General features: G+C 66.4%; 11 protein-coding genes. 4 read left to right on the forward strand and 7 right to left on the reverse strand.

Going from position 1 to position 17634, the window contains the following annotated elements:
- Window positions 1-10 precede the first annotated feature (10 nt).
- The 3 genes from dnaJ to grpE form a co-directional block, all read right to left on the reverse strand.
- Window positions 11-1150: a molecular chaperone DnaJ gene (gene dnaJ, locus F3J20_RS19410; protein WP_167036035.1), complete on the reverse strand. Its 1140-nt coding sequence runs from the start codon at window positions 1148-1150 to the stop codon at window positions 11-13.
- A gap of 267 nt (window positions 1151-1417) precedes the next feature.
- Complete coding sequence (gene dnaK, locus F3J20_RS19415) at window positions 1418-3370, reverse strand: molecular chaperone DnaK (RefSeq protein ID WP_167036032.1); 1953 nt, start codon at window positions 3368-3370, stop codon at window positions 1418-1420.
- Between the two features lie 193 nt (window positions 3371-3563).
- A complete protein-coding gene (gene grpE / locus F3J20_RS19420) occupies window positions 3564-4139 on the reverse strand; it encodes a nucleotide exchange factor GrpE (protein ID WP_167036029.1) in 576 nt (191 codons plus the stop codon).
- Window positions 4140-4508: 369 nt separating this feature from the next.
- Between grpE and F3J20_RS19425 the strand changes: the two genes are divergently transcribed.
- Window positions 4509-4670 (forward strand): hypothetical protein, encoded by a 162-nt coding sequence (locus tag F3J20_RS19425; RefSeq protein ID WP_162842037.1) that lies wholly within the window; start codon window positions 4509-4511, stop codon window positions 4668-4670.
- On the opposite strand, the gene F3J20_RS19430 is transcribed toward F3J20_RS19425, so the two are convergent.
- From F3J20_RS19430 to hrcA, 3 genes are all read right to left on the reverse strand, one after another.
- Window positions 4642-5049, reverse strand: coding sequence for an RNA-binding S4 domain-containing protein (locus tag F3J20_RS19430; protein ID WP_167036026.1), 408 nt, complete (start codon window positions 5047-5049; stop codon window positions 4642-4644). The two genes, F3J20_RS19425 and F3J20_RS19430, sit on opposite strands and share 29 nt — an antisense overlap.
- A gap of 8 nt (window positions 5050-5057) precedes the next feature.
- Window positions 5058-6128, reverse strand: coding sequence for a ferrochelatase (hemH, locus tag F3J20_RS19435; RefSeq protein WP_167036023.1), 1071 nt, complete (start codon window positions 6126-6128; stop codon window positions 5058-5060).
- Between the two features lie 227 nt (window positions 6129-6355).
- On the reverse strand, window positions 6356-7375 hold the full coding sequence (hrcA, locus tag F3J20_RS19440; RefSeq protein ID WP_167036020.1) for a heat-inducible transcriptional repressor HrcA: 1020 nt from the start codon (window positions 7373-7375) through the stop codon (window positions 6356-6358).
- A gap of 279 nt (window positions 7376-7654) precedes the next feature.
- Here hrcA and F3J20_RS19445 point away from each other — a divergent pair, with 279 nt between their 5' ends.
- Both F3J20_RS19445 and recN read left to right on the forward strand, forming a co-directional pair.
- Window positions 7655-8557, forward strand: a complete 903-nt coding sequence (locus F3J20_RS19445) for an NAD kinase (RefSeq protein WP_167036017.1) — start codon at window positions 7655-7657, stop codon at window positions 8555-8557.
- Between the two features lie 73 nt (window positions 8558-8630).
- Window positions 8631-10304 (forward strand): DNA repair protein RecN, encoded by a 1674-nt coding sequence (gene recN / locus F3J20_RS19450; protein ID WP_167036014.1) that lies wholly within the window; start codon window positions 8631-8633, stop codon window positions 10302-10304.
- Between the two features lie 35 nt (window positions 10305-10339).
- Here recN and glnE read toward each other — a convergent pair whose 3' ends face one another.
- Window positions 10340-13135, reverse strand: a complete 2796-nt coding sequence (gene glnE, locus F3J20_RS19455; RefSeq protein ID WP_167036011.1) for a bifunctional [glutamate--ammonia ligase]-adenylyl-L-tyrosine phosphorylase/[glutamate--ammonia-ligase] adenylyltransferase — start codon at window positions 13133-13135, stop codon at window positions 10340-10342.
- Window positions 13136-13365: 230 nt separating this feature from the next.
- Between glnE and F3J20_RS19460 the strand changes: the two genes are divergently transcribed.
- The gene (locus F3J20_RS19460; protein ID WP_167284242.1) at window positions 13366-17616 is read left to right on the forward strand and encodes a YhdP family protein; all 4251 of its coding nucleotides are present in this window, start codon (window positions 13366-13368) and stop codon (window positions 17614-17616) included.
- Window positions 17617-17634: the final 18 nt, after the last annotated feature.

Genomic DNA, 17634 nt, shown 5'->3' on the forward strand with positions numbered 1-17634 from the left:
CGGACTGCGATTAATCGAAGAAACTCTTCACCCGATCAAACCAGCTCTTGCTCTGCGGGCTGTGCCGCGCCCCGCCTTCCACGAGCGCCTTCTCGAACTGCTTGAGCAGATCGCGCTGCGTGTCGGTGAGCTTGACCGGCGTTTCGACCTGCACGTGCACATACAGATCGCCGGCGATGCTCGAGCGCAAGCCCTTGATACCCTTGCCGCGCAAACGGAACGTCTTGCCCGACTGCGTGCCTTCCGGCACCGTGAAGCTCGCGCGGCCCGCGAGCGTCGGCACTTCGATCTCGCCGCCGAGCGCCGCCGTGGTGAACGGAATCGGCATCTGGCAATGCAGGTCGTCGCCGTCGCGCTCGAACACCGAATGCTGCTTGATGTGAATCTCGACGTACAGATCGCCCGACGGACCGCCGTTGATGCCCGGCTCGCCGTTGCCGGCCGAGCGGATACGCATGCCGTCGTCGATACCGGCCGGAATCTTCACTTCCAGCGTCTTGGTTTCCTTCACCTTGCCTGCGCCGTGGCAGTGACCGCACGGATCGGGAATATACGTGCCGGTGCCGTGGCACTTCGGGCAGGTCTGCTGGATGCTGAAAAAGCCCTGCGACATGCGCACCGAGCCCGAGCCGCTACAGGTCGGGCAGGTTTCCGGCTTGGTGCCGGGCTTTGCGCCCGAACCGTGACAGACTTCGCACGAAACCCAGCTCGGCACGCGGATTTGCGTGTCGTAGCCATGCGCGGCCTGTTCGAGCGTGATTTCCATGCTGTAGCGCAGATCGGCGCCACGATAGACCTGCGGACCGGCACGGCCGCCGCCGCGTGCGGCGCCCCCGGCCGCCTGGCCGAAGATGTCGCCGAAAATATCGCCGAATGCATCGGCAAAACCGCCGAAGCCTTGGGCGCCGGCCCCACCCATGTTCGGATCGACGCCCGCGTGGCCGTACTGGTCGTACGCGGCACGCTTTTGCGAGTCCGACAGCATTTCATAGGCTTCCTTCACTTCCTTGAAATGCTCTTCCGCATCCTTGTTGCCCGGGTTGCGGTCGGGGTGGTGCTTCATCGCGAGCTTGCGATAAGCCTTCTTGATTTCGTCGTCGCTCGCGTTCTTTGCGACGCCCAGAACCTCGTAGTAATCCCGTTTCGCCATATCGGTTCAACGCCACCCGCGCAATGCGGCGCGGTAGCTCCTTTTGAATGCTGGAGTCTCACGACTCGTCCGGCCGTTGTTTTCACCCGCTTCGACGCGACTCAAAACAACGCCCTCCATAAAACAAATGTGCCCGGAGAGCCGAAAAGGCTCGCCAGGCGCGATAACCGCTCTTGCACTCAGACCGTCCGAAAGGACGCCGTTTTTTGTGCAGCCGGGCCGCGCACATTGCTGTGCGCGGCTTTACGGTCGGATGACGACCTGGCTTTAGTCCTTCTTCACTTCCTTGAACTCGGCGTCGACCACGTCGTCGGCCTGCTGGCTCGCGCCCGCCGATGCACCGGCACCCGCCGCCGCACCCGCTGCTGCCGCTTCGGCACCTTGCGCAGCCTGCATGTCGGCGTACATCTTCTCGCCCATCTTCTGCGAGGCGGTAGCCACGGCTTCGATCTTCGCTTCGATCGCGGCCTTGTCGCTCGACGCGTTCTTCAGCGTGTCTTCGAGGTCCTTCAGCGCGGTTTCGATCGTTTCCTTCTCGCCGGCTTCCAGCTTGTCGCCGTATTCGGTGAGCGCCTTCTTCGTGCTGTGAACAAGCGCGTCACCCTGGTTGCGGGCGTCGGCCAGCTCACGCAGCTTGTGATCTTCTTCCGCGTTCGCTTCGGCGTCCTTCACCATCTTCTCGATTTCGGCTTCGGACAGGCCCGAGTTCGCCTTGATCGTGATGCGGTTTTCCTTGCCGGTCGCCTTGTCCTTCGCGCCGACGTGCAGAATGCCGTTCGCGTCGATGTCGAAGCTCACTTCGATCTGCGGCACGCCGCGCGGGGCCGGCGGAATGCCTTCGAGGTTGAACTCGCCGAGCAGCTTGTTGCCCGCTGCCATTTCGCGTTCGCCCTGGAACACCTTGATCGTCACGGCGCTCTGATTGTCGTCAGCCGTCGAGTAGACCTGCGCGTGCTTGGTCGGGATCGTGGTGTTCTTGTTGATCATCTTCGTCATCACGCCGCCGAGCGTTTCGATGCCGAGCGACAACGGAGTCACGTCGAGCAGCAGCACGTCCTTGCGGTCGCCCGACAGCACCTGGCCCTGGATCGCGGCACCGACGGCCACGGCTTCGTCCGGGTTCACGTCGCGGCGCGGTTCCTTGCCGAAAAACTCCTTCACCTTATCCTGCACCTTCGGCATGCGGGTCATGCCGCCAACCAGGATCACGTCGTCGATTTCGCCGACCTTCACGCCCGCGTCCTTGATCGCGACACGGCACGGCTCGATCGTGCGTTCGATCAGCTCTTCGACCAGCGCTTCCAGCTTGGCGCGCGTGATCTTCAGGTTCAGGTGCTTCGGACCCGACGCGTCGGCCGTGATGTACGGCAGGTTGATTTCGGTCTGCTGGCTCGACGACAGTTCGATCTTCGCCTTTTCAGCCGATTCCTTCAGGCGCTGCAGCGCGAGCACGTCTTTCGACAGATCGACGCCCTGCTCTTTCTTGAACTCGCCGATGATGTAGTCGATGATGCGCTGGTCGAAGTCTTCGCCGCCGAGGAACGTATCGCCGTTCGTGGAGAGCACTTCGAACTGCTTCTCACCGTCGACGTCGGCGATTTCGATGATCGACACGTCGAACGTGCCGCCGCCCAGGTCGTACACCGCGATCTTGCGGTCGCCCTTTTCGGCCTTGTCCAGACCGAACGCGAGAGCCGCAGCGGTCGGTTCGTTGATGATGCGCTTGACTTCCAGACCGGCGATGCGGCCCGCGTCCTTGGTCGCTTGACGCTGGCTGTCGTTGAAGTACGCCGGCACCGTGATCACGGCTTCCGTAACCGGCTCGCCGAGGTAGTCCTCAGCGGTTTTCTTCATCTTGCGCAGCACTTCGGCGGAGATTTGCGGCGGAGCGAGCTTCTGATCGCGCACTTCGACCCATGCGTCGCCGTTGTCGGCCTTCATGATCCTGTACGGCATCAGGCCGATGTCCTTCTGCACTTCCTTCTCTTCGAAGCGGCGGCCGATCAGGCGCTTGACCGCGTACAGCGTGTTCTTCGGGTTCGTGACCGACTGACGCTTGGCCGGCGCGCCAACGAGGATCTCGCTATCTTCCATGTAAGCGATGATCGACGGCGTGGTGCGCGCGCCTTCCGAGTTCTCGATCACCTTGACCGAGTTGCCTTCCATGATCGCCACGCACGAATTGGTCGTGCCGAGGTCGATGCCGATGATTTTGCCCATTTTTACTAATCTCCTGACTTTGATCGCTGCGGGAAGCGCCCGGTTGGCCCATCCGGCCCGAAGGCGCCCCGCTCTCAATTCATACCTGCACTCAAAATAAGTGCGGCCACATCGTTTTCAAGACCTCTTTTACGATGCGGTCTTTAAATTTTTTCAATCACGGGACTGCCGCCCGAGCGAAGCCGCGCGGCGCTTACTTCGGTGCCGCGACGGTCACGAGCGCGGGACGCAGCACGCGATCGGCGATCACGAAGCCCTTCTGCAACACCGCGACGACGGTGTTCGGCTCCTGGTCGGCCGGCACCATCGAGATAGCCTGGTGGCGATGCGGGTCGAACTTCTCCCCGACCGGATTGATGGCGACGACGCGGCCCTTCTCGAGCGCGCCGCTCAATTGACGCAGCGTGAGTTCGACGCCTTCGCGAACCTTCTGCAGGTCGTCCGACGAATGGGCGACGGCCGCTTCGAGGCTGTCGATCACCGGCAGCAGATGCTCGGCGAAGCTCTCGATCGCAAACTTGTGCGCCTTGGTGATGTCTTCCTGAGCGCGACGGCGCACGTTCTCGGTTTCGGCCTTCGCGCGCAGGAAGCTTTCCTGCAACTCGGCGATCTTCGCCTGAGCGTCGGCCAGCGCCTGCTCGCCGGCTGCCGGCGCTTCGGCGCCCGCGGCGGCTTCCTGCGGGGCGGCTGCGGCCTCGGCGGCCTGGCGCGCGGCTTCGTCGGCGGGCGTGGGAGTCTGGCTCGTCGGGTTCTCTTGCGTGTTTTCCATGTCGCTGAAAGTCGTTAAAAAGTAAAAACCAACGGTGACGCAAACACATGACACGCGTCGGGATTTGTGCGTTGCAAAATCGCGACACGCGCGTTCGCGCGCAACCGCATACAAAACTGCAGATGGGGCCGCAAAGAGCCGTTTCAAGCGGCTCTCGGGGCTCTTTTCGCACCACCGGTGTGCAGGCGAAATGCGCCGTAACAACCGTTAACGTGGCGCAATCAGATAGGGATTGAGTGCGGCCGGCAACTGGCCTATTCTCCACTCATACATCGGAAACGCCACGTTAACCCTAATCTAACGTAGACCTTACCGACGTCTGACAGTTGTACCTATTCAGCCCGTTTCAATCTTCCCAAGGGGAGTACCGTGAAACTGACCTTTGCAATCGGGGTGGTCGCACTGGTACTGATCGCGGGTACCACGACCATCTGTATGTCCGGTGCGGTCAACGACCACACCACCGAATACGGCGGCGTGCACGCCACGATGGAACAGTTCTTCAATCCTCACCTGAAAATCTGTCGATAGAGCGCCGGTCGCGCTTGGTCGGCCGCCCGTGCAACGCGGCGGCCGGCTCGCGATAGATCCTGCGCCGCTCCTGCTCGACCTGCCGCTTCAGCCTGCTTTCTTCGGTCTCTACATAAAGCGTCTGCGCGACGCTCGCCGGGCCGCGCACGTCGCACACGCCCAGCACTTCCACCTGCCACACGACCCGTTCGATCTCGATCTCGACGAAGTCGCCGACGCGCACGTCCTTCGCCGGCTTCACCGCCGCTCCGCCGATGCGTACCCGCCCCTTCTCGACGGCGTCCGCGGCCAGCGAACGCGTCTTGAAAAAACGCGCCGCCCACAGCCATTTGTCGATGCGCAGCTTCGCGCCCGGTTCGGTTGAAATGCGGTAATTCATCGGCGTCTTCACGCTCCCGTGGTGTGCGGCACCGGCACCGCCTGCACCGGCCAGCCCTGCAGATTCTGCGCGACGATCTCGCCGAGCGCGGCGATCCACGGCGGCGATACGTTCAGACACGCGATCCGGTGAAACTCCTTGCCGCCCGCATGCAGAAACTCGTCGCGCACTTCCATGCCGATTTCCTCGATCGTTTCGAGGCAGTCGGCGGTAAAGCCCGGACAGAACACGTCGGCGCGCCGCACGCCCGCCGCGCCGAGTTCCTTCAGCGTGGGCGCCGTGTAGGGCTGCAGCCACTCGGCCTTGCCGAAGCGCGACTGGAACGTGATGCGGCATTCGACCGGCGTGAGTCCGAGCGCCTGCATCAGCAGCGCGCCGGTTTGCTGGCATTGCTCGTGGTAGGGGTCGCCGAGATCGAGCGTGCGCTTGGGCACGCCATGAAAACTGAACACGAGCTTGTCGCCGGCCGCGAAGTCGGGACGGCCATGCTGATGCCAGTACTGATGCACCTGCGCGGCGAGCGCCGCGATATACGCCGGATGATCGGCGTACTGACGCACCGTGCGGATTTCCGGCTGGTTGCGCATGCGCTTGAGCGCGGAGAAGGCATCGTCGAAAGCGGTGGCCGTGGTCGACGCCGAGTATTGCGGGTACATCGGCATCAGCAGCACGCGCTCGGCGCCCGCGAGCTTCAACTGGTTCAGCATCGCCGGAATGCCAGGCGTGCCGTAGCGCATCGCGTAGTCGACGAGCACCGTGTAGTCGTTCACCTGCAGCAGATGGCGCAAGCCTTCCACCTGCTTTTCCGTATGCACGCGCAGCGGGGAGCCCTCGGGCATCCAGACCGCCGCGTACTTCTTCGCGGAACTGCGGCCGCGAAACGGCAAAATCAGCAGACGCAGAATGAACTGCCAGAGCAACGCCGGAATTTCGACCACGCGCGGATCGGACAGAAACTGCGCGAGATAACGGCGCACCGCGCGCGGCGTCGGCGCGTCGGGCGTGCCGAGGTTGATGAGCAACACGGCGACGCGATGCGACGAAGCGTTCTGGGAGGGCCGCTCGAGGTCGAAGCGCATAGGCAGCGGAAGTCGCCGCATGACGCGGCAAATCGATTCAATGGGGATTCATTATAGCGGCGCGGGTCGGGCGAGGCGTCGCCAGGCGTCCCTGGCCGTTCGGCCGATTGGCAGGCCGCGCGCCATGACGCATCATGGCCGGCACGGGCTGCGCTGACGGCAGCGCGGCAAACCGGAGGAACGGCTGCCGGATGATTGCCGGGCTGATTACTGCTGATTACTGCTGACTACTGCTGGCTCAGCGTCAGCGAGAGCAGGCGCGCGGTGATGTCGACGATCGGAATCACGCGGTTGTAGGCCATGCGGGTCGGGCCGATCACGCCAAGCGTGCCGACGATCTTGCCGTTCACCTCGTACGGCGCGGTGACCACGCTCATTTCCTCGATCGGCACGAGATTCGATTCGCCGCCGATGAAAATCTGCACGCCCGCCGCGTGACTCGACACGTCGAGCAACTGAAGGAGGCTGGTTTTCTGGTCGAACACGTCGAACAGCTTGCGCAGGCGCGCCATGTCCGACGAAAGATCGGCGACTTCGAGCAGATTGCGCTCGCCCGAGATCAGCACGGTCTCGCCGGTGTCGGATTCGTCGGTGCTGGCGGTGACGGCCGCGTGCATCAGCGAGGTCATGTCGCCGCGCAGTTCGTCGATTTCCTCGCGCAGGCGGCGGCGCACTTCGTCGAACGAAAGGCCGGCGAAATGCGCGTTGATGTAGTTGGAGGCCTCGACCAGTTGCGACGGCGAGAAGTCGCGCTGGGTCGCGAGCATGCGGTTCTGCACGTCGCCTTCGGGCGTCACGATGATGAGCAGGATGCGCTTGTCGGACAGGCGCATGAACTCGATCTGCTTGAATACGTGGCTGCGGCGCGGCGTGAGCACGACGCCGGCGAACTGCGAGAGGCTCGACAGCACGCTCGCCGCCGCGGCGACGATCTTCTGCGGCTCGCCCACCTGCAGCGTGGTCTTGACCGTGCGCATCACGGCCTCTTCGTCCGCGGCGGATTCGACCGTCAGCATCGTATCGACGAAAAGCCGGTAGCCGCGCGGCGTCGGAATGCGCCCCGCCGACGTGTGCGGACTGATCACGAGCCCCAGTTCCTCGAGGTCCGACATCACGTTGCGGATCGTGGCCGGGCTCAGTTCGAGGCCCGAATAACGTGACAGCGTGCGCGAGCCGACCGGCTGACCTTCGGCGATGTAGCGCTCAATCAGCGTTTTGAGGAGGGTTTGTGCGCGAGGATCTAGCATGACGAAAAATTTTAGCTCAAGGGCCCGGCTACCGCGAGCACGCACGGCGCCCGCTCCGCGCGAACGCTCCACCGCCGGCCGGCGCGCCGCGCGGCGGCGCTTTCACGCACGGCCGGGCTCCTGGCCGCGCGCCACACCGCACTTTAGCCGGCGCACATGTCATCAGGGCTTCACTATTCTAACGATAATCGCGAGATACGCCGACGGCCCGCGAGCACCGGCTCGCCACCGGGTCTGTCTGCGGTTCTTTTCAGGCCCCACCTATGGTGTAATGCCGGCATGCAAGTGACCAGCCAGTTCAAGACCGTCGCGCTCGTCGGGCGCAGCAACACGCCAGGCATCGGCGAGCCGCTCGTCGCGCTCGCTTCGTGCATCGCGAAGCTCGGCCTCGAAGTCGTGTTCGAAGCCAGCACCGCCGCCGAAATCGGCGTGACCGACTACCCGGCGCTGCGGCCCGCCGAGATCGGCGCGCGCGCCGACGTCGCCGTGGTGCTCGGCGGCGACGGCACGATGCTCGGCATCGGCCGCCAGCTCGCCCCGTACCGCACGCCGCTGATCGGCATCAATCACGGGCGGCTTGGCTTCATCACCGACATTCCGATCTCCGACATGCGGGAAACCATCCCGCAAATGCTCTCGGGCAATTTCGAGCGCGAGGAGCGCGTGCTGCTCGAGGCGCGCATCATGCGCGAGGGCAACCCGATCTACCATGCGCTCGCCTTCAACGACGTGGTGGTGAACCGCAGCGGCGTCTCGGGCATGGCGGAGCTGCGCGTGTCGGTGGACGGGCGCTTCATGTACAACCAGCGCTCGGACGGCCTGATCGTCGCGACGCCGACCGGCTCGACCGCCTACGCGCTGTCCTCGCAGGGGCCGATCCTGCATCCGCAACTGCAGGGTTTCGTGCTCGTGCCGATCGCGCCGCATGCGCTGTCGAACCGGCCGATCGTGCTGCCGGACGACTCGAAGGTGAGCATCCAGATCGTTTCCGGCCGCGAAGTGAACGTCAATTTCGACATGCAGTCGTTCACCTCGCTCGCGCTCGGCGACACGATCGAGGTGCGCCGCTCGCGCCATACGGTGCCGATGCTGCATCCGGTCGGCTACAGCTATTACGCGACGCTGCGCAAGAAGCTGCACTGGCACGAGTACCCGTCGCACGAAGAAGACTCCAAATCCTGAGCGGCGCTGCCCTATTCGAGCGCGCCCGCCGCCGTGGTTGACACCTGAACCCCAAGCTCACCAGACGACTTCCATGCTTCGCCATCTCTCGATACGCGACTTCGTGATCGTCGCCGCGCTCGACCTCGAATTCGACGGCGGCTTTACCGTTTTCTCGGGCGAAACCGGCGCCGGCAAGTCGATCCTGATCGATGCGCTCGCGCTCGCGCTCGGCGCGCGCGCCGATGCGAACGTCGTGCGCACGGGCGAGAGCCGCGCCGACATCACCGCCGAATTCGAGACGCACGCGCAGGTCGACGCATGGCTCGACGCGCAGGCGCTCGGCGCGGCCGAGGCCGACGACGGCCAGCATGGCAGCACGGTAATGCTGCGGCGCGTGGTCGACGCAAACGGCCGTTCGCGAGCGTTCATCAACGGCACGGCGGCGACGCTTGCGCAACTGCGCGAAGTCGGCGAAATGCTCGTCGACATTCACGGCCAGCACGCGCACCAGTTGCTGATGCGTCCGGACGCGCAACGCGAGCTGTTCGACACGCACGCGGGTCTTTCGGACATCTCGGCCACGGTCACACGCGCATGGCGCACATGGCGCGAGAAGGTCCAGGCGGTCGAGCATGCGCAGACGCGCGACCGCGAACTGCAACTGGAGCGCGAACGGCTCGCCTGGCAGCTCGCCGAGCTCGACAAGCTCGCGCCGCAGCCCGGCGAATGGGAAGAGATCAACACCGAGCATAAGCGGCTGTCGCATTCCGCGAATCTGATCGACGGCGTGCAGGGCGCGCTCGGCGCGCTGTCCGAATCGGACGAGGCGATGATCGCGCACCTCGGCTCGATCGTCTCGAAAATGCGCGACCTCGCGGAGATCGACCCGGCGCTCAACGACGTGCTGGCTGCGCTCGAACCGGCGGAAATCCAGTTGCAGGAAGCGGCGTATTCGCTAAGCCATTACGCGCAGCGGCTCGAACTCGATCCCGACCGGCTCGCGCAGGTCGACAAGCGTCTCGACGCGCTGCATTCGGCCGCGCGCAAATTCCGCCTGCAACCGGAAACGCTCCCCGAAGAACACACGGCACGGCGCACGCAACTGGCCGCGCTCGACGCCGCCGCCGACCTCGACGGCCTGCGCGCCGCGCAAGCCCAGGCGAAAGAAGCCTTCCTCGCCGAGGCGAAAAAACTCTCGAAAGCGCGCGCGAAAGCGGGCAAGGCGCTCGGCGGAGCGGTCACGACCGGCATGCAGGAACTGTCGATGAAGGGCGGCAGCTTCGAGGTCGCGCTCGTGCCGCTGCCCGAAGGCGGCGCGCATGGGCTCGAGCAGATCGAGTTCCGCGTGGCCGGGCACGCCGGCGTGCCGCTGCGGCCGCTCGCGAAGGTCGCCTCGGGCGGCGAACTCGCGCGTATCAGCCTTGCGCTCGCGGTCATCGCAAGCGCGGCGAGCCCGACACCGACGCTGATCTTCGACGAAGTGGACACCGGCATCGGCGGCGGGGTCGCCGAAGTGGTCGGCCGGCTGCTGCATCAGCTCGGTCACGCGCGCCAGGTGCTGTGCGTCACCCACTTGCCGCAGGTCGCCGCGCGCGGCGATCACCACTTCCAGGTGGCGAAGACCGGCAACGGCAAGGGCGGCACGATCAGCAGCGTGACCTCGCTCGACAAGGCGAGCCGCATCGAGGAAGTCGCGCGCATGCTAGGCGGTCTCGAAATCACCGCGACCACGCGCAAGCACGCGAAGGAAATGCTGGCGGCGTAAGTCGGACGTGAGGGGGCCGACATGGCCGCGCGCCCTCACCCCAATACCCTCTTCCACAACGCCAGCACCGCCGCCCGCTCGGTATTCACGCGCACCGGATCGACCCGCGCCTTCTCCATTCCGTCGAGCCGCAGCGTGTGCTGCAGCTTGCGATAGGTGCGATACGCGGCGCCGACCGTCTCCGCTTCGGCCTCGCTCATGAGCCCGAAGCGCGACACTTCGCGCAGCAACGCGATGTTGCCGGTGTTGCGGATCAGCTCGGGATCGCTCGCCGCATGCAGCAGCACCCAGTACTGCACCGTGAATTCGATATCGACCATGCCGCCGCGATCGTGCTTGAGGTCGAACAGTTCCGGCGTATGGTTCGGATGCCCGGCCGCGACACGCTCGCGCATCTCGACGATCTCCTTCGCGAGCGGCGCCGCCTCGCGCGGCGTCGTCAGCACCTGTTCGCGGATCGCCTCGAACTTCGCGCCGATTTCGGCGTCGCCCGCGCAGTAGCGCGCGCGCGTGAGCGCCTGGTGCTCCCAGACCCATGCGGTGTTGGCGGCGTCGCCCTCGCGCAGCTGGTAGCGGCGAAACGCGTCGAGATCGGTGACAAGCAGACCCGACTCGCCATTCGGCCGCAGCCGCAGGTCGATGTCGAACAGCGTGCCGGCGCCGGTCGCGGTCGTGAGCCACGTAATCAGACGGCGCGTATAGGTCGCGTAGACGTCGGCGGCGGCATCGTCGGGATCGTCGTAGAGGAAGATCAGGTCGAGGTCGGACGCGTAGCCGAGTTCCTTGCCGCCGAGCTTGCCGTACGCGATCACCGCGAAGCGCGGCTCGTCGCGATGCCGTTTCGCCAGTTGCTTCCAGACCGCTTCGAGCGTCACGTCGAGCACCGCGTCGGCCAGCTCGGAGAGGCGGTCGCTCACGTGCTCGACCGAGAGCTTGCCGGCCAGATCGATCAGCAGAATGCGGAACACCTCGGCATGGTGCGCGTGGCGCAGCAGGTCCATCTGCTGCTCCACGCCGTCGGCGGCCGCGAGCCGCAGGCGCAAGCCGCGCTTGAACTCGGCCCAGTCGAACGGGCTGTTGATCGCCTCGCCGTCGAGCAGTTCGTCGAGCAGTTGCGGATGGCGGATCAGATAGCCCGCCGCCCAGCGCGAGCCGCCGAGCACTGACAGCACCTGGTGCAGCGCCTGCGGATATTCGGTCAGCAGCGCGAGATAGGCGCCGCGCCGGCTCACCGCTTCGAGCAGATCGAAAAAGCGCGCGACAGTATTGCCGCGCCGCTCGGGCGGTTCGAGCGTGCGCGCGGCTTCGAGCGCGCGCTGCGCGACGATGTCGAAGCGCTGCCGGCTGCGCTCGTTCAGGCCCATGTAGCGCGACGAGCGCCACACCCCTTGCAGCCGCGCGAGCAGATCGCCGGGCTCGGCCACGCCCAGCTCGATCAGGCGCGCGCGCAGCGCGTCGTCGGCGCTGTCGTCGGCGAGCGCGCTGCTCCAGACCCACGCGGCCGCGCCATCTTCGGGGGCCGCGCAGCCGTCGCGGCCGCTCACCTTGTCGGCGAAAATCTGGTCGAACTGCTGCTCGACGAATTCGCGATGCGCGTCGAGCTTTGCCATCAACGCCGCGTAATCGTCGCAGCCCATCGCGCGGGCCAGTGCCGCGCGGTCTTCGGGATCGACCGGCATCGCATGGGTCTGCGCGTCGTTGCGGTATTGCAGACGGTGTTCGAGCTCGCGCAGAAAGCGGTACGCCTGCGACAGCTTCACGCACACCGCCGGGTCCATCAGCCCATGCGTGGCCGCATGGCGCAGCACGGCGAGCGTCGGCCGCACGCGAAAGCCCGCGTCCTGGCCGCCGCGAATCAGCTGGAACACCTGCGCGCTGAATTCGATTTCGCGGATGCCGCCGCGTCCGAGCTTGATGTCGTCGGCCTTGTCGGGCCGCATCGAGGCGCGGCGCTGCGCTTCCTGGCGAATCTGCAGATGCAGCGCGCGAATCGCGCTGATCACGCCGAAGTCGAGATAGCGCCGGTAGACGAACGGCGTGACGATCGCGTCGAGCTGCTTCGAGAGCCGCTGCGCCGCGGCGCTCCCGCCTTCCGACACGAGCCGGCCCTTGATCCACGCATAGCGTTCCCACTCGCGGCCCTGCACGTAGAAATACTCTTCGAGCATGCCGAGGCTGCACACGAGCGGCCCCGAATCGCCGTTCGGCCGCAAGCGCATGTCGACGCGAAACACGTAGCCGTCGGCGGTCACTTCGGCGAGCGCGCCGATCAGGCGCTTGCCGAGGCGCGTGAAGAACTCCTGGGTCGCGAGCGGCGAGCGCTGGCCGCCGGCCGTCTCGCCGTCGTCCTCATAGACAAAGATCAGATCGATATCCGACGACACGTTCAGCTCGCGCCCGCCGAGCTTGCCCATGCCGACCACTCCGAGCGTGAGCCGTTCGCCCTGCGGGCCGCGCGGCTCGCCGTAGAGCGCTTCGAGCTCGGCGGTGAGCACCGCGAGCGCGCGCTGGATCGTCGCTTCCGCGAGATCGGTCATCGCGCCCGTGACTTCGGCGATGTCGGCCTCGCCAGCCAGATCGCGCTCCATCACCGCGCAGAACACCTCGGTGCGCAACTGGCGCAGCGCTTTCTTCAGCGCTTCCTCGCCGAGCGGCGCGCCGGCCGGACCGGCCGCCCCGGCGCACAACGCGTCGAGACGGGCATCGATGCGCTCGCGCGTGAGCGGCACGGCGGCCAGCGCGTTCACGTGCTCGACGAGTTGCGGACGGGCCGCGGCGGCACGCGCCGCATAGCGGGAATAGCTGGAACTCAGGAGAGTGGCGTCAGTCATCAAGAATCAGGCTCGCTCGTTGCTGGTTGGCGTTGTCCGGTGTTGTTTCGATGCATGGCGGCACACGGAAGGGAACGCTTCGAAAAGCGCGCACAAGGCCTTGCCGGACCGGCCGGCGGCAGCCGCAAAGCGGCACGCGGACAGGGTTTGCAGGAGGTCCGCCGACGCTTTTCCGTGTGTTACATTCCATAGTTAATCCGCAAAACTACCATACGCCCAGCCGACGCAGCATGTCCGAGCGAAACGAATCCGTCGACCCGCACGCCACCGAGCAGCTCCGGCACGCGAGCGGAAGCGACCACGTCGTGCTGCGCCGGATCTTGCGGGTGGTCCTCTCGCTCGCGCTCGTCCTCTATTTCATCGCCACGGGGCTGTTCCTCGGCCTGCGCTACGTGGTGCTGCCGCGCATCGACATGTTCCGGCCGCGCATCGAAGCGGTGGTCTCCGAGAAGCTGCGCACGCAATTCACCATCGGGCGGCTCGCGCCGCATTGGAGCGGCTTCCAGCCGGGCCTCGACGTCACGAACCTGGTCATCCGCGATCGCGACGGCCACGCCGCGCTGACGATTCCGCACGCAACCGCGACGGTCTCATGGCGCTCGCTGTGGCAGTTCCAACCGGCGCTGTCGAGCCTGATCGTCGATCAGCCGGACGTGCTGGTCGCGCGCAGCGACGACGGCGTGCTGTCGGTCGCGGGCGTGCCGGTGCCGACCCGGCATAGCGGCAACGACGCGCTTTCCACCTGGCTCCTGCGCCAGCAGGCGATCGTCGTGCGCGGCGGCGTGCTGCGCTGGCGCGACGCGCTGCGCGAGGCGCCGGAACTCGCGCTGCGCGACATCCGCATCGCGATCCTCAACGACGGCTACGACCACCGCATGGCGCTGCAGGCGCCGCCCGACGGCCAGGTGCTGAAGGGGCCGCTCGACTTCCGCACGCACTTCCGGCACGCGCCGCTTTCCGAGATCGGCAAGCCGATCAACTGGAAAGGCCAGGCGTACATCTCGACCGGCACCGTCGATCTGCCGACGCTCGCGCGCTACATCAAATTCCCGATCGAGACGTTCGCCGGCCGCATCGACAACGCCATCTGGATCGACTTCTCCGACGGCCGCATGACGGCGGCGGGCGGCCGGCTCAACGGCACCGACATCGCGCTGCGCGTGCGGCCGACCCAGCCGCGGCTGCTCGTGCCGGTCGCCCATTTCCTGTGGCACGTCGAAGCCACCGAAGGCGACTACCGACTGCAGCTCTCGGACCTGAGCGCCGAACTCGGCCAGCCGCCGCTCGACGACGGCACGCCGCTCACGCGCCTGCTCCAGTTCCACACGCTCGATGGCCGGTTCCGGGCCGCGACGCAGCAGCACGGGCAACTGCTCGGCGTCAGCGGCGATCACGTCGACCTCGGCATCCTCGCCGAATTCAGCCGCGCGCTGCCGTTGCCGCGGCGCTTCCTGAACGGGCTCGTGCGCATCAATCCGCGCGGGCTCGTCGCCAACTACGTGATCGAAGTGGAGCGCGGCAAGCCGGAATCCGGCGAGGTAGGCAGCGACCGTCGGCCGGCCGGCGCGGAGCCGATCGAGCGCTATCGCTTCAAGGGCGATCTGCAGGGCATCAGCTTCGCCGCCCAGGAGCCGGGGCCGGGGCTCACGCCGCGCGGCCATCCGCGCGCCGGCATACCGGGCATCGAAAACCTGTGGGGCAACGTCGACGCCGACGAGAAAGGCGGCCATGCACTGCTCGATACCTCGAACGTGGCGATTACGCTGCCGGGCGTGTTCGACGATCCGCGCCTGAAGCTCGACCGGCTGCACGCCCGCGCCGACTGGGTCATGGGCGCGAAGGCGCCGGGCGACAACCGGCCGGCCTTCAGCCTCAAGCTCGCGGACGTCGCGGTCTCCAACGCCGACGTCGCGGCCACCGCCGCCGCCAATTACAGCAACCCCGGCCACGGCCGCGGCTCGCTCGACCTCAAGGCCGACTTCCAGCGCGCGCAGGTCACGCGCATCGTGCGCTATCTGCCGACCTCCGTCAGCGAGAAGCTGCGCATCTATCTGGGCCACGGACTGCAGGCGGGCATCTCGCGCGGCGCCACGATCGAAGTGCACGGCGACCTGACCCAGTTCCCCTATTCGCGCGATCCCGCCGCCGGCATCTTCCATATCGTCGCGCCGTTCCGGGGCGGCCGCTTCGACCCGACGCCCTACCCGCCGCGCAACATGAGGAACGGCACGCCGAACCTGTGGCCGGCGCTCGACGACATCGACGGCGTGTTCGAACTGAAGCAGAACGTGCTGCGCTTCGACATCGAGCGCGGACGCTACAAGCGCGTCGCGCTCACCGGCGTGCGTGGCAGAATCGCCGACCTCGGCACGAAAAGCTCGAACCTGGTCATCCAGGGCAATGGCCGCGGCCCGCTCGCCGACATGCTCGACTACGTGAACGACAGCTCGCTCGGCATCATGGCGCGGCACCAGACCGAGAAAATCCGCGCCGACGGCGCCGCATCGCTCGCGCTCAAGCTGACGATCCCGCGCACGCCCAAGCCGCATATCGGCGTGGAAGGCGCGCTCGGCTTCCTCGATAACCGCCTGAGCATGAACAACGTGCCGCCGCTGTCGCAACTGAACGGCCGGGTGCGCTTCACCGAGCACACGGCCGAGGTCGAGCGGCTCTCCGCGCAGTTCCTCGGCGGCGACCTGCACGCGAACGGCGGCTTGCGCCAGAACGGCACGTACGCGCTCTCGCTGAACGGCCACATTGCCGTCGATGCCGCGCGCGGGCTCGATCTGCATGGCCCGGCCGGGCAGGTGTTGACGCGCCTGAGCGGCAGCGCGCCCTATGCGCTGAAGGTGAACGGCGCGAAGGGAAGCCTGCCGCAGGTCAGCGCCGATTCCGACCTGAGCGGCCTCGCGCTCGATTTCCCGGCGCCGTTCGACAAGCCGCTCGGCACGCCGATGCCGCTGCACTTCACCGTCAGCCCGGCGACGACGCCCGGCGACGCCGGTCTCGAACGCGCCGACCTCGCGTTCGGGCCGATCGCCGCCACGTACCTGCTGCGCTACGCGCCGAAGGTGCAGCCCAATACGCCGCCGGCGGTCGTGCGCGGCGCGGTCGGCGTGAACCGGCCGGCGGAGCTGCCGGCCGACGGCGTGGTCGCCGCGGTCGATCTCAAGGAATTCGACGCCGACGCGTGGCGCCTGCTCTTCGCGCAATTGCGTAACAACGGCAGCGCCGGCGCGCCCGCAGCAAACGCCAATGCTGCCGCCACAAGCACCGCGGCGCCCACTCCGGCCGCCGCGCCGCCACAGCCCAACCCCGCGCTCACGCAATTCCTGCCGAGCCGCTTCGCGTTGCACGTCGACACGCTGACGCTGCTCAAGCGCCACTGGGACAACGTGATCGTCGGCGCATCGCGCGCGGACCGCACCTGGCAGGCGAACATCGCCTCGAACCAGGTGTCGGGCCACGTGTCGTGGCTACCGGGCGCGACCCGCGACTCGCCGGGCTCGCTGCAGGCGCGCTTTGCGCGCGTCGTAATTCCGTCGGTCGCGGACAAGGATCTGCTCGGCCCGGCGATGTCGGCGCCCGCGCAAAACATGCCGTCGATCGATCTGGTCGTGAACGAGCTGATCGTGCGCGACCGCAACATCGGCAAACTCGAAGTCGACGCGCACAACTTCGAGGAAAACGGCGTGCCGGTTTGGCAACTCGACAAGTTCGACGTCACCAATCCCGCCGCGACACTAAGCGCGACCGCGAACTGGCGCACCTCGACCGAACTCGCCAGTTCCGCCGACGAAACCACGCCGCGCCGCACCGTGTTCGATTTCAAGCTCGACATCAAGGATGCCGGCGCGCTGCTCGAACGCCTCGGCCTGCCGAAGACGCTCAAGGGCGGCAGCGGTTCGCTGGCGGGCAAGGCCGCCTGGCAAGGCGGTCCGGCGAGGATCGACTATTCGACGCTGAACGGCAACCTCGCGCTCGATCTGCGTCACGGCCAGATTCTCAAGATCGATCCGGGCGTCGCAACGCTGCTCGGCGTGCTGAGCCTGCAAAGCCTCGCGCGCATCGCCACGCTCGATTTCCGCGACGTGATCGGCGAAGGGCTGCCGTTTTCGAGCGTGACCGGCACCGCGCAGATTCACGACGGCATCGCCCGCACCGACAACTTCAGAATGGTGACCGCGCCGGCGCGCGCCGAGATGGCCGGCTCGGTCGACATCGCGCAGAAAACCCAGGACCTGCACCTGCACGTCGTGCCGACCGTCAGCGCGGGCTCCGCGGTGATCGCCGCGACGGTCGTCAATCCGCTGATCGGCCTCGGCGCGCTGATCGCCGATATCGCGCTCACCCACGGGGTGTCGCACGTGTTCGCGCGCGAGTACACGATCACGGGCTCGTGGGCGAAACCGCACATCGAGCGAGTGACGACCGAACGGGGTAAGATGGACGCTCCGGCTTCGACCGTGGAAGCGCCCTGAGCCGCGTTCGAGCCCGCC

Source organism: Paraburkholderia sp. Cy-641, from assembly GCF_011752945.1.
In the GTDB taxonomy this organism is placed as follows: domain Bacteria; phylum Pseudomonadota; class Gammaproteobacteria; order Burkholderiales; family Burkholderiaceae; genus Paraburkholderia.

Coding starts and splice junctions, on each gene's coding strand:
- F3J20_RS19445 (WP_167036017.1), top strand. CDS start 7,655: ATGCAAGTGACCAGCCAGTTCAAGACCGTCGCGCTCGTCGGGCGCAGC.
- hrcA (WP_167036020.1), bottom strand. CDS start 7,375: ATGCTAGATCCTCGCGCACAAACCCTCCTCAAAACGCTGATTGAGCGC.
- dnaK (WP_167036032.1), bottom strand. CDS start 3,370: ATGGGCAAAATCATCGGCATCGACCTCGGCACGACCAATTCGTGCGTG.
- grpE (WP_167036029.1), bottom strand. CDS start 4,139: ATGGAAAACACGCAAGAGAACCCGACGAGCCAGACTCCCACGCCCGCC.
- dnaJ (WP_167036035.1), bottom strand. CDS start 1,150: ATGGCGAAACGGGATTACTACGAGGTTCTGGGCGTCGCAAAGAACGCG.
- hemH (WP_167036023.1), bottom strand. CDS start 6,128: ATGCGCTTCGACCTCGAGCGGCCCTCCCAGAACGCTTCGTCGCATCGC.
- recN (WP_167036014.1), top strand. CDS start 8,631: ATGCTTCGCCATCTCTCGATACGCGACTTCGTGATCGTCGCCGCGCTC.
- F3J20_RS19430 (WP_167036026.1), bottom strand. CDS start 5,049: ATGAATTACCGCATTTCAACCGAACCGGGCGCGAAGCTGCGCATCGAC.
- glnE (WP_167036011.1), bottom strand. CDS start 13,135: ATGACTGACGCCACTCTCCTGAGTTCCAGCTATTCCCGCTATGCGGCG.
- F3J20_RS19460 (WP_167284242.1), top strand. CDS start 13,366: ATGTCCGAGCGAAACGAATCCGTCGACCCGCACGCCACCGAGCAGCTC.